Here is a 13,053-nt window from a genome sequence, read left to right as displayed (position 1 = left end):
CCGGTCCTCAATCGCCATCGGGCTCGGCCTCGCGCGTCGGCTGAAGCGCACCAAGCCCGAGGTGTACGCCCGGTTCGCGGCCGAGCCGTCACCACCGGAGGGGAACGGGGCCGCGACCGTCCCCGGCCTCGCCACACCCACCTCCACCGTCTAAGGAGTCCCACCGTGCCCGCAGCCGATCTCCTCCTCACCGGGGCCCGTGTCCGCACCCTCGACCCGGCCCGGCCCGAAGCCACCGCCGTGGCGGTCAAGGACGGGGTGATCACCGCCGTCGGCGACGAGGCCGAGCTGCGCGAGTGGCGAGGGAGGGGCACGGAGAGGGTCGACCTGGCCGGGGCCACCCTCACGCCCGGTCTGGTCGACGCGCACAGCCACCCCGTCTGGGGCCTGGAGATGGCCACCGGCACGGACCTCACCGCCGTCCGTGACCTCGACCAGCTGCGCGCCGCACTCGCCGGGGCCGAACGGACCGAGGGCTGGGTCATCGCCTGAGGCCTGGACCACAACGCCTTCGGCGCCCGGCCCGTCGACCGGGCCCTCATCGAGGACACCATCGGCGGCACCCCCGCCTTCATCCGGCTCTACGACGGACACTCCGCCCTGGTCAGCGGCGCGGCCCTGGAACGCGCCGGGATCACCGGCCCCCGCGCCTTCGCCCAGCGCTCCACCGTCGTCTGCGACCCCGACGGGCGCCCCACCGGCCATCTGATCGAGCACGCCGCGATGGATCTGGTCGCCGAACGGCTGCCCAGGCCCTCGTACGCCGAGCGCCGCACCCGCCTCGTGGAACTCCTCTCCGGCATGGCCGCCACCGGTCTGACCGGGGCCCATGTGATGGACCTCGGCGACGGTTCCGTGCCCGAGCTGCTGGCCGCCGTGGAGGAGGAGACGGATCTGCCGGTACGGCTCCGACTGGCCCCCTGGTGCATGCCCGGCGCCGACAAGGAGGCCCTGGACGAGCTGGTACGCGTGCAGAGCGAGGCGGGCCGGCTCTGGCGGGTCGGCGGCGTGAAGTTCTTCATGGACGGCACGGTCGAGGGCGGCACCGCATGGCTGGAACACGCCGACTGCCACGGGGAGGGCACCGAGGCGTTCTGGCCGGACCCGGAGGCGTACACCGCTGCCGTTCACCATCTGCACCACGCCGGGGTGGGGACCGCCACGCACGCCATCGGGGACGCGGCCGTGCGGCATGTGCTGGACACGGTGGAGGCGCTGGGGGAGAGCGGCCTGCTCCGCCACCGCATCGAGCACATCGAGACCGTGCCGCGGGGCCTGGCCGCCCGGTTCGCCTCGCTCGGGGTGATCGCCTCGATGCAGCCCACGCACACCGCGTACACCCGTGCCGACCACACCGACGCGTGGTCGAAACGGCTCGGTGACGAGCGGGCCGGCCGGGCCTGGCGCTGCCGGGACCTGCGCGATGCCGGGGCGTATCTGGCGCTGGGCTCGGACTGGCCGATCGCCCACTACGACGTACGGCAGGTGCTGGCCACGGCCCGGCTGAGGCGGCTGCCCGGGGCGTACGACACCGAGCCGGTCACCGCCGAGCAGGCGCTGACGGGGCTGATGGCGCTGGAGGGCTGCACCTCGCACGCGGCGGTCGCCGCCGGGGAGCAGCGTGTTGCGGGGCGGATCGCCGTGGGATACCGGGCCGATCTGACGGCGCTCGGGGTGGACCCGGTGGCGGCCCCGGCGGACGAGGTGGGGGAGGCGCCGGTGCGGGTCACGGTGTGTGGGGGGGGCGTGTGGTGCACAAGGGGTGAGCGGGGGTGGGGGCGGTGCGGTGCGGGGTGCGGGTGGACGCCTGCGGCGGGCCTTCCCCTACCCGCCCCCTTCCCGAAACCGGGGCTCTGCCCCGGACCCCGGTCCTCAAGCGCCGGACGGACTGAAAAGCGTCTTCAAGCGCCGGACGGGCCGAAAGGTGCCCTCACACGCCGGACGGGCTTGAATTGCGCGCCGCTGCGTCCGCTATCGGGTGCTGTGTGCCCGTGGACAGGCCGGCCAGCCGCGACCTCCCCCGTGGCAGCGGCACCCGCTTCGCGAGGTGGTGCGGCAGCGAGCCGTACCAGGCGTACGAGACCGCGTATCCGAAGGCCAGACACGCCATGCCACCCAGCGCGTCCAGCCAGAAGTGGTTGGCGGTCGACACGATCACGAGCAGGGTGACCGTCGGGTAGAGCAGGCCCAGGATGCGCGCCCAGGGGGCGGCGGCCAGCGCGTAGATGGTCAGGCCGCACCAGAGCGACCAGCCGATGTGCATCGAGGGCATCGCCGCGTACTGGTTCGACATATTCTTGAAGTTGCCCGAGGCCATCGACCCCCAGGTCTGATGGACCAGGACGGTGTCGATGAAGTGGCCGCCGTTCATCAGGCGCGGCGGTGCCAGTGGATACAGGTAGTAACCGAGCAGCGCCACGGCAGTGGTCGCGAACAGGGCCAGACGGGCCGCCGCGTAACGGCCGGGGTGGCGGTGGAACAGCCACACCAGCACACATGCGGTGACGATGAAGTGCAGCGTCGCGTAGTAGTAGTTCATCGACACGATCAGCCATGTCACGGAATTCACCGCATGGTTGACCGTCTGCTCCACGGCGATGCCCAGGTATGTCTCGACCGACCAGATCCAGTCGGCATTGTGCAGGGCTTCGGCCTTCTGCTCGGGGACGGCGTTGCGCACCAGCGAGTACACCCAGTAACTGGCTGCGATCAGCAGGATTTCGAACCGGATGCGCGGCCGGCGAGGGGATCGCAGGGAACGCAGTCTCGCCGGGCCGTTGCCCAGCCGCCCGGCGTTCTGCCTTGCGTTCGCCGCGGGGGCCGCCTCGTCCACGATGGGTGACGGGGTGGCCTCCGGCCGGCCTTCCTGTGACGTCACGCTCAATTCACCCATAGGAACAGAGTCTGCCAGAAATGTTCCCCCCGCCCGATGATCCTCGGACCGGGTTCGGGCTGCATATCTGCCTGCTGGGACTGCGTGCTAGGAGCGGGCGTGCGATCCTGGAACGGCTCCGGCGGCGGAGGCCGGAGCGGGCCCGGGACCTGCGGCCGTTGAACCCCGAACGACCAGTTCGGGCATGAAGACGAACTCGCTGTGCGGAGCGGGTGTGCCGCCGATCTCCTCAAGGAGGGTGCGCACGGCGGCCTGGCCCATCGCCGTGACCGGCTGACGGATCGTGGTCAGCGGCGGATCGGTGAACGCTATGAGCGGCGAGTCGTCGTAGCCGACCACCGACAGATCGCGCGGTACTTCCATCGACAGCCGGCGGGCGGCCCTGATCGCGCCGAGCGCCATCATGTCGCTCGCGCACACCACCGCCGTGCAACCCCGCTCCATCAGCGCCGACGCGGCGGCCTGCCCGCCCTCCAGGGTGAAGAGCGAGTGCTGGATCAGCTCCTCCACCTCGTCCGGAGCGAGGTTCAACTGCTCCTGCACGGTGGAACGGAAGCCCTCGATCTTGCGCAGGACCGGCACGAACCGCTTGGGCCCGACCGCCAGACCGATCCGCTGGTGGCCCAGCGACACGAGATGCGTCACCGCGAGCCGCATCGCAGCCCGGTCGTCCGGCGAGATGAACGGCGCCTGCACCTTGGGCGAGAAGCCGTTGACCAGGACGAACGGGACGCCCTGGGCGCGCAGTTGCTCGTAGCGCTGCATATCGGCCGAGGTGTCGGCATGCAGCCCGGAGACGAAGATGATGCCCGAGACACCGCGGTCGACCAGCATCTCGGTCAACTCGTCCTCGGTGGAGCCGCCGGGGGTCTGGGTCGCCAGCACCGGGGTGTAGCCCTGCCGGGTCAGTGCCTGGCCGATGACCTGGGCCAGCGCCGGAAAGATGGGATTCTCCAGCTCGGGCGTGATCAGACCGACCAGTCCCGCGCTGCGCCTGCGCAGCCGTACGGGCCGTTCGTAGCCGAGAACGTCGAGCGCGGCGAGAACGGATTCACGGGTGGCCGCTGCAACACCGGGCTTGCCGTTCAGTACACGGCTGACCGTCGCTTCGCTGACCCCCGCCTGAGTTGCGATATCGGCAAGCCGTGCGGTCATGGAAGTGGACTGTACCGGGCGTATGTCGGATTGCCCACCATCCGCAGGAATCGGACGACCGTACCTGTGGGCCGGTCCGGCGCGCTGTCGCGGCAACATCTTGCAAGGTCTTGCGAGCCCGGTTTGCGGACCGCGGTCAGATCGTCGCACTACGGGGTCGTGGCCTGTGGCCTGCCATTGCCAGGGATCGGCGGCTCGCGTCAAGAGGCTTGACGGCAACCGTGCGGACACGCGAATGTAACGATCGCCGAAGCTTGCAGAAATCTTCCGCAAACTCTTTCGGCGTTCTTTCATCCTTGTTACGTTCACGTCGACCCGGCGCCGCGACGGAGCGGTACGGCAGTTGAAGGAGTTCAGATGCGACGTGGCATAACGGCCACCGCCCTGGTCGCGGCCCTGGCGCTTGCGGCGACCGCCTGCGGCAGCGACAGCGAGTCCGACGGCACGAGCAAGAGCTCGGGCGAGCTCTCCGGCACGGTGACGTGGTGGGACACCTCCACCGCGGGCAGCGAGGACAAGGTCTTCAAGAAGATCGCTGAGGACTTCACCAAGCAGCACCCGAAGGTCCACATCAAGTACGTCAACGTGCCCTTCGGCGACGCGCAGAACAAGTTCAAGAACGCTGCCCAGTCCGGCTCCGCCGCCCCCGACGTCATCCGCTCCGAGGTCGCCTGGACCCCCGAGTTCGCGGACCTCGGCTACCTGGCGCCGCTCGACGGCACCTCCGCGCTGCAGAAGCCGGACGACTTCCTGAAGCAGGCCGCCGCGTCCACCAAGTACAACGGCAAGACGTACGCGGTGCCGCAGGTCATCGACTCCATGGGCATCTTCTACAACAAGAAGATCTTCAAGGAGGCCGGCGTCGAGGTCCCCACGACCGTCGACGAGCTGAAGACCGTCTCCGAGAAGATCAAGGACAAGACCGGCAAGACCGGTATGTACCTGCGCGGCGACGACGCGTACTGGTTCCTCTCCTTCCTGTACGGCGAGGGCGGCGACATGGTCGACGCCTCCACCAAGTCCGTCACGATCGACAACCCCGCCGGTGTCAAGGCGATGAAGGTCGTCAAGGACCTCGTCGACTCCGGTGCGGCCAAGACCGATGCCACGGACGGCTGGGAGAACATGCAGGCGTCCTTCAAGGACGGCAAGGTCGCCATGATGATCAACGGTCCGTGGGCCGTCGCCGACACCTTCGCCGGCAAGGAGTTCAAGGACAAGGCCAACCTGGGCATCGCCCCGGTCCCGGCCGGCTCCGCCGCGCAGGGCGCCCCGCAGGGCGGTCACAACCTGGCCGTCTACGCGGGCTCGAAGAACCTCGACGCCTCCTACGCGTTCGTCGACTACATGACGTCCACGGACACCCAGGCCAAGGTCACCAAGGAGCTGAGCCTCCTGCCGACCCGTACCTCCGCCTACGCCAAGGAGGACGTCGTCGACAACGAGATCGTCGGCTTCTTCAAGCCCGTCGTCGAGACCGCCGTCGAGCGCCCCTGGATCCCGGAGACCGGCAGCCTCTTCGCGCCGCTCGTCACCGAGTACACCAAGGTCCTGACCGGCCAGACCACGCCGGAGAAGGCCGTCAAGACGACCGGCGACTCCTACCGCAAGCTCCTCAAGGGCTGGAAGTAACAGGAAGGCAGGCCGACTGATGGCTGTCCACACCAGCCAGTCGGTGGCGAAGGCCGCGGGCGACGACGTCGCCCGCGGCCGGAGCCGCGGTACTGGCACCCCCCCGCCGCCGAGCAGGCTCCGGCGGGCTCTGTCGACCCACTGGTACGCCTGGACCATGGTCGCCCCGGTCGTCGTCGTGATCGGCGTGATCATCGGCTATCCACTGGTCCGCGGCATCTACCTGTCGATGACCGATGCCAATGAGCGCAACGTCGAGCGGTCCATCGGTGTCAACCACATGCCCGCCACGTACAAGTTCGTGGGCCTGGACAACTACACCGACGCCCTCACCGGCAATCAGTTCCTCGGCACACTCGGGTGGACCCTGGTGTGGACGGTCTCCTGTGTGGCCATCACCTTCTGCCTCGGCATGGCCCTCGCCAACATCCTCAACCGCAGGATCGCCGGACGCTCCGCGTACCGGATGGCGCTCATCCTGCCCTGGGCCATCCCCGGCTTCGTCTCCGTCTTCGCCTGGCGCTTCCTCTACAACGAGGACCGCGGGCTGCTCAACAAGATCCTCTCCGGTGGCGGAATCGACGGCATCCCGTGGCTGAACGACCCCACCTGGGCCAAGCTCTCCGTCATCGCCGTCAACGTCTGGCTCGGTGTGCCGTTCATGATGGTCGCCCTGCTCGGCGGACTGCAGTCGATCCCCAGCGAGCAGTACGAGGCCGCGGAGATGGACGGCGCCACCGCCTGGCAGCGGTTCCGCCACATCACGCTGCCCGGACTGCGGCCGGTCTCCACCACGGTGATCCTGCTCTCCACCATCTGGACCTTCAACATGTTCCCGGTGATCTACCTGCTGACCCGTGGCGGACCCGGTGAAGCCACCCAGATCCTGGTCACCCAGGCGTACAAGTTCTCCTTCGAGATCAGCCCGCGCGACTTCGCGCAGTCCTCCACCTGGGGCGTGCTGATCCTCGTACTCCTGATGATCTTCGCCGCCGTCTACCGGCGAGTCCTGCGCACACAGGGAGACGACTGGTGACCACCGCCCCCGCAACCACCGCCCCGGCGACCTCCGCACGGCACTCCGCGCGCAAGGTCCGGCTGCGCGGCGCGCGTTCGCCGATCGCCTCCGTCGCGCTGCACCTCACGCTCATCGTCGCGTCCGTGATCGCCGTCTTCCCCGTGCTGTGGGTCCTGCTCACCTCGCTGAAGCCCGCCGCGTACGCGACCACCACGGACTTCTTCAAAGAGACCACGTTCGAGAACTACACGAACCTGATCCAGAACACGAAGTTCCTCACCTGGTTCGGCAACTCCCTGCTCGTCGCGGGGCTCACCACGCTTATCGGCGTCATCATCTCCGCCTCCACCGGCTACGCCGTCAGCCGCTTCCGCTTCCCCGGCAAGCGCGGGCTGATGTGGACGCTGCTGATCACCCAGATGTTCCCGGTCGCCGTCCTCATCGTGCCGATCTACAACATCATGGCCGGCATGGGGCTGCTGAATCAGCCCGCCGGCCTCGTCATCACCTACCTCACCATCTCGGTGCCGTTCTGTGCCTGGATGATGAAGGGCTTCTTCGACACCATCCCGCGCGAGATCGACGAGTCGGGGCAGGTCGACGGCCTCACCCCGTTCGGCACGTTCTGGCGGCTCATCCTGCCGCTCGCCAAGCCCGGCCTCGCCGTCACCGCGTTCTACTCCTTCATCACCGCGTGGGGCGAAGTGGCGTACGCCTCCGCCTTCATGGTCGGCGAGGACAACCTCACCCTCGCGGGCGGACTGCAGCTCTTCGTCAACCAGTACGGAGCCCAGTGGGGGCCGATGACCGCCGCGTCCGTGCTCATCGCGATACCCGCGGCCCTGGTCTTCCTCTTCGCCCAGCGCCATCTGGTCACCGGCATGTCCGCCGGAGCCGTCAAGGGCTGACGCAGCACGCCCCGTTCGACCCGCACGCACCAAGTCACGGCGCCGCCGGAATCCCGACCCGGTCCCGGCGACGCTCCCCACCCAGACACCCCAGGGACGACATGACCCAGCACCTCGCTGCCCCCTCCACCGGCACGTCCGGCGCCGCTCCGGCCCACCAGACCGGCTGGTGGCAGGACGCGGTGATCTACCAGGTCTATCCACGGAGCTTCGCCGACGGCAACGGCGACGGCATGGGCGATCTCGCAGGCGTACGCGGCAGACTCCCGTACCTCAAGGACCTCGGTGTGGACGCGGTCTGGCTCAGCCCGTTCTACGCGTCCCCGCAGGCCGACGCGGGCTACGACGTCGCCGACTACCGCGCCATCGACCCGATGTTCGGCACGTTGCTGGACGCCGACGCGCTGATCCGGGACGCCCACGACCTGGGTCTGCGGATCATCGTGGACCTGGTGCCCAACCACTCCTCCGACCAGCACGAGTGGTTCAAGCGCGCCCTCGCCGAAGGCCCCGACTCCGCGCTGCGCGAGCGCTACCACTTCCGCACCGGCAAGGGCGCGGACGGCGAACTCCCGCCCAACGACTGGGAGTCCATCTTCGGCGGCCCCGCCTGGACCCGGACCACCGACCCGGACGGCACCCCGGGTGACTGGTACCTCCACCTCTTCGCGCCCGAGCAGCCCGACTTCAACTGGGAACACCCGGCCGTCGCCGACGAGTTCCGCTCGATCCTGCGCTTCTGGCTCGACATGGGCGTCGACGGCTTCCGGGTCGACGTCGCCCACGGCCTCGTCAAGGCCGAGGGCCTGCCCGACCTCGGCACCCACGACCAGCTCAAGCTGCTCGGCAACGACGTCATGCCGTTCTTCGACCAGGACGGGGTCCACGAGATCTATCGCTCCTGGCGCACCATCCTCGACGAGTACCCCGGTGAACGCATCGCCGTCGCCGAGGCCTGGACCCCGACCGTCGAGCGCACCGCCAACTATGTGCGCCCCGACGAGATGCACCAGGCGTTCAACTTCCAGTACCTCTCCACCGCCTGGGACGCCGCCGAGCTCCGCAAGGTCATCGACACCTCGCTCGACGCGATGCGCCCGGTCGGCGCTCCCACCACCTGGGTGCTCTCCAACCACGACGTGACCCGGCACACCACCCGGTTCGCCAACCCGTCCGGCCTCGGCACCCAGATCCGCACGGCCGGCGACCGTGAGCTGGGCCTGCGCCGGGCCCGTGCCGCCACCCTGCTGATGCTGGCGCTGCCCGGTTCCGCCTACGTCTACCAGGGCGAGGAGCTCGGCCTGCCCGACGTCACCGACCTGCCCGACGAGGCCCGCCAGGACCCGTCGTTCTTCCGCGCGGAGGGCCAGGACGGCTTCCGCGACGGCTGCCGGGTGCCGATCCCGTGGACCCGCGACGGCAGCTCGTACGGCTTCGGTGACGGCGGCAGCTGGCTGCCCCAGCCCGACAGCTGGGGCGCGCTGAGTGTCGAGGCGCAGACCGGCGACGCCCACTCCACGCTGGAGCTGTACCGGGCCGCGATCACCGCCCGCCGGGTGCACCCGGGGCTCGGCGCCGGCACCGCGGTGGAGTGGCTCCAGGCCCCCGAGGGTCTGCTGATCTTCGCCCGCCCCGGCTTCGTCTGCACCGTCAACACGACGGGCCGTCCGGTACGCATCCCCGTACGCGGCACCGTCCTGCTGTCCAGCACCCCGGTCGTCACCGACGGCGCCGAGATCGAGCTGCCCGCGGACACCACGGTGTGGTGGACGGTGTGACCGTCCCCCTGCCCAGGGCCTCTCTTTCGGATCAGGCCGGATCAGGGAGCGGGGGCCGGCGCGTGCAGCTGCAAGGCGGAGGAAGGAGCCCACGCGGAGCGTCGGCAACTGACGACAGCGCCGCAGATGCGCGTGTCAGCCCCCACGAGCCCGGCAAGATCCGAAAGAGAGGCCCGGGGACCGGCGGTGCGCCGAGGCTCTCGGACATCGCCGGCCAGGCAGCGGTCAGCGAGGCGACCGTCAGCCGGGTACTCAACGGGAAACCGGGCGTCGCGGACACCACGCGTCAGCGGGTGCTCGCCGCGCTGGACATTCTCGGCTACGAACGCCCCGTACGGCTGCGCCGGCGCAGCGCCGGGCTGATCGGACTGGTGACGCCCGAGCTCACCAACCCGATCTTCCCGGCGTTCGCGCAGTCCGTCGAACAGGTACTGGCCGGGCACGGATACACCCCGGTGCTCTGCACCCAGCTGCCCGGCGGCGCCACCGAGGACGAACTCGTCGAGCAGCTCGTCGAACGGGGTGTCGGCGGGATCGTCTTCCTCTCCGGGCTGCACGCCGACATGTCGGCCGACCCGGCCCGGTACGCCGCGCTCACCGACCGCGGCGTGCCGTTCGTCCTGATCAACGGCTACAACGAACGGATCAGCGCCCCGTCCGTCTCGCCCGACGACTCCGCCGCCGTACGGATGGCCGTCGGACACCTCGCCGATCTCGGCCACCGCAGGGTCGGCCTGGCCATCGGACCGCAGCGCTACGTGCCGGCCCGCCGCAAACGGGAGGGCTTCGTCGAGGCCGCCGTGAACCTGCTGGGCCTGGGCCGCGCCGAGGCCGAACTCCTCGTCTGCTCCACGCTGTTCAGCGTCGAGGGCGGCCAGGTCGCGGCCGGTGCGCTGCTCGACCAGGGGTGCACGGGCATCGTCTGCGGCAGCGACCTGATGGCGCTGGGCGTGGTGCGTGCGGCCCGGGAGCGCGGGCTCGACGTGCCGCGCGATGTGTCGGTGGTGGGCTTCGACGACTCGCAGCTGATCGCGTTCACCGATCCGCCGCTGACGACGGTGCGTCAGCCCGTACAGGCGATGGCCGCGGCCGCGGTGAGCGCCCTGCTGGAGGAGATCGGCGGCAGCCCCGTGCAGCGTACGGAGTATGTGTTCCAGCCCGAGCTGGTGGTACGGGGATCCACCGCCGCGGTCCGCGGCGTCTGACGCCCGGACCGGAGGTGTCCGGGCGTACAGGAGAGGCACCGGGAGTCGGCCCTGAATGGGCCGGCGGGGAGTGGGTGACTCCGGGTGCCTCTCTTGTCCGTGACCGGCCCGGCCGGCCGGGCGCGTGGGGTCCGGGGTCACCGGAACCCCCGGCCGACCGGACCGGAGTCGGGAGAAACTTAACAGCGCTGCAATGTTTTGCGTAAGACCTTGCAGAAAGAAAACTGCTGGGTTTCGTGGATGTAAGCGGGCGGTGTCCAAAGGGTTGACCGAGGCCGGACAGGCTCGTACGGTCTCCACCGCGGCAAGGTTTGCATTCTTGCAGCAAGAACCTTCAGGAGCCTTGAGGGCAGGGCGCGTTGCCACGTGAGGCTGCACCGTCACCCGCATTTCCCCCACAGCAGGAGGAAACATGGCACGCAGACCACTGTCTGCAGCGCTCGCCCTGATAGCAGGCGCCGCCGCCCTCGTGGCCCCCACCACGACCGCCCAGGCGTCCACGCCGGGCGACAAGGACGTCACCGCCGTTCTCTTCGAGTGGAAGTTCGACTCCGTGGCCAAGGCCTGCACGGACTCCCTCGGCCCGGCCGGCTACGGCTACGTACAGGTCTCGCCGCCCCAGGAACACATCCAGGGCGGCCAGTGGTGGACCTCGTACCAGCCGGTCAGCTACAAGATCGCCGGACGGCTCGGCGACCGCGCCTCCTTCGCCGGCATGGTCAGCACCTGCCACAGCGCGGGAGTCAAGGTCGTCGCCGACTCCGTCATCAACCACATGTCGGCGGGATCGGGCACCGGCACCGGCGGTTCCTCGTACACCAAGTACAACTACCCCGGTGTGTACTCCGCGGCCGACATGGACGACTGCACCGCGCAGATCAGCAACTACCAGGACCGGGCCAACGTCCAGAACTGCGAACTCGTCGGCCTCGCCGACCTGGACACCGGTGAGGACTACGTCCGCGGCAGGATCGCCGCATACCTGAACGACCTGCTCTCCCTCGGCGTCGACGGCTTCCGCATCGACGCCGCCAAGCACATGCCCGCCGCCGACCTCGCCGACATCAAGTCGCGGCTGAGCAACCCCGGCGTCTACTGGAAGCAGGAGGCGATCTACGGGGCGGGCGAGGCCGTCTCGCCCGACGAGTACACCGGCACGGGGGACGTCCAGGAGTTCCGCTACGCCCGCAGCCTCAAGCAGGTCTTCAACAACGAGAACCTCGCCCACCTGAAGAACTTCGGCGAGGGCTGGGGCTTCATGCCGTCGTCGAAGGCCGCGGTCTTCGTCGACAACCACGACACCGAGCGCGGCGGCGACACACTGAACTACAAGGACGGTGCCAACTACACCCTCGCCAGTGTCTTCATGCTGGCCTGGCCGTACGGCTCGCCCGACGTCCACTCCGGCTACGAGTGGTCCGACAAGGACGCCGGTCCGCCCAACGGCGGCACGGTGAACGCCTGTTACAGCGACGGCTGGAAGTGCCAGCACGCCTGGCGCGAGATCTCCTCCATGGTCGGCTTCCGCAACACCGCACGCGGCGAGCCCGTCACCGACTGGTGGGACAACGGCGGCGACCAGATCGCGTTCGGCCGCGGCTCCAAGGCGTATGTCGCGATCAACCACGAGGGCTCCTCGCTGACCCGTACGTTCCAGACGTCGCTGCCCGCCGGTGACTACTGCGACGTCCAGTCCGGCAACGGCGTCACCGTCAACGGCTCAGGCCAGTTCACCGCGACGCTCGGCGCGAACACCGCTGTCGCGCTGCAGGTGAACGCCCGTACCTGCGCGGGCGGTGGCATCACGGACCCGGGCACCAGCACCTCGGGCGCCTCGTTCGGCGTCGACGCCATCACACAGCTCGGCCAGAACATCTACGTCACCGGCAACCAGTCCGCCCTCGGCAACTGGAACACCGGCAGCGCGCTGAAGCTCGACCCGGCCACGTACCCGGTCTGGAAGCTCGATGTGAGCATGCCTGCCGGTACGGCGTTCGAGTACAAGTACCTCCGCAAGGACGCGAGCGGCAACGTCACCTGGGAGAGCGGCGCGAACCGCACCGCGACGGTGCCGTCCTCCGGCACGGCGGCGCTGACGAGCGACGTCTGGCGCAGCTGATATCACCCCGGTCCGGGGACGCATCGGGGCGTCCCCTCGGGTGACGCGGACTCGTCCGACACCGCGGGCGAACCGCCCCATCGCTGCGTCACCCTGCGGGGATCACCCCGAGACGTCCCCTCCCGGCACACCGTCGCCTTCACGTGGGCGTCCGGCGCCGGGAGAGGGGCGCCCGGGGGCGGGGCGTTCCAGGACGATCCCCGCAGGACGACGCAGGAAGAGGACGGCTTGCCCGCGGTGCAGGACGGTTCTGCGTCGTCCGAGGAGACGCCCTGGTCCGCCCCCGCCCCGCCACCCAACAAGCCCGCCCGCCCCGAGAACCGCCCCGCACACAAGGAGACCCCG

Annotated in this window: 8 protein-coding genes and 1 pseudogene; 7 read left to right on the top strand and 2 right to left on the bottom strand. The window is 69.5% G+C overall.

All coding sequences use genetic code 11. The features are described 5' to 3' along the window. Nucleotides 1-165: 165 nt before the first annotated feature. Nucleotides 166-1,749: pseudogene (locus ACGFU7_RS02510) on the top strand (amidohydrolase); the annotation flags it as partial. Between the two features lie 181 nt (nucleotides 1,750-1,930). On the opposite strand, the gene ACGFU7_RS02505 reads toward ACGFU7_RS02510, so the two are convergent. Further along, on the bottom strand, nucleotides 1,931-2,893 hold the full coding sequence (locus tag ACGFU7_RS02505; RefSeq protein WP_393691501.1) for a phosphatase PAP2 family protein: 963 nt from the start codon (nucleotides 2,891-2,893) through the stop codon (nucleotides 1,931-1,933). An 87-nt stretch (nucleotides 2,894-2,980) separates the two neighbouring features. Continuing rightward, nucleotides 2,981-4,048, bottom strand: a complete 1,068-nt coding sequence (locus tag ACGFU7_RS02500) for a LacI family DNA-binding transcriptional regulator (RefSeq protein WP_382947706.1) — start codon at nucleotides 4,046-4,048, stop codon at nucleotides 2,981-2,983. A gap of 357 nt (nucleotides 4,049-4,405) precedes the next feature. On the opposite strand from ACGFU7_RS02500, the gene ACGFU7_RS02495 reads away from it, so the two are divergent. From ACGFU7_RS02495 to ACGFU7_RS02470, 6 genes are all read left to right on the top strand, one after another. After that, nucleotides 4,406-5,680, top strand: a complete 1,275-nt coding sequence (locus ACGFU7_RS02495; protein ID WP_393691499.1) for an extracellular solute-binding protein — start codon at nucleotides 4,406-4,408, stop codon at nucleotides 5,678-5,680. A gap of 19 nt (nucleotides 5,681-5,699) precedes the next feature. Next, nucleotides 5,700-6,716, top strand: a complete 1,017-nt coding sequence (locus tag ACGFU7_RS02490) for a carbohydrate ABC transporter permease (protein ID WP_393691497.1) — start codon at nucleotides 5,700-5,702, stop codon at nucleotides 6,714-6,716. Continuing rightward, on the top strand, nucleotides 6,713-7,606 hold the full coding sequence (locus tag ACGFU7_RS02485) for a sugar ABC transporter permease (protein ID WP_393691495.1): 894 nt from the start codon (nucleotides 6,713-6,715) through the stop codon (nucleotides 7,604-7,606). Before ACGFU7_RS02490 ends, ACGFU7_RS02485 begins: the two co-directional genes overlap by 4 nt. Before the next feature lie 101 nt (nucleotides 7,607-7,707). Further along, entirely contained in the window at nucleotides 7,708-9,384 is a 1,677-nt protein-coding gene (locus tag ACGFU7_RS02480) for a glycoside hydrolase family 13 protein (protein WP_393691493.1), read from the top strand. Nucleotides 9,385-9,542: 158 nt separating this feature from the next. Continuing rightward, nucleotides 9,543-10,589 carry a LacI family DNA-binding transcriptional regulator gene (locus ACGFU7_RS02475; protein ID WP_393691838.1) on the top strand — a complete coding sequence of 349 codons (1,047 nt, stop codon included), beginning with the start codon at nucleotides 9,543-9,545 and terminating at the stop codon, nucleotides 10,587-10,589. A gap of 412 nt (nucleotides 10,590-11,001) precedes the next feature. Continuing rightward, complete coding sequence (locus tag ACGFU7_RS02470) at nucleotides 11,002-12,708, top strand: carbohydrate-binding module family 20 domain-containing protein (protein ID WP_393691491.1); 1,707 nt, start codon at nucleotides 11,002-11,004, stop codon at nucleotides 12,706-12,708. Nucleotides 12,709-13,053 lie beyond the last annotated feature (345 nt).

The sequence above is a fragment of the Streptomyces sp. NPDC048473 genome (assembly GCF_043200155.1).
In the GTDB taxonomy this organism is placed as follows: Bacteria; Actinomycetota; Actinomycetes; order Streptomycetales; family Streptomycetaceae; genus Streptomyces.
The sequence above is the reverse complement of the archived record's forward strand: the minus strand, read 5'-3'. Positions and strand labels throughout refer to the sequence as shown.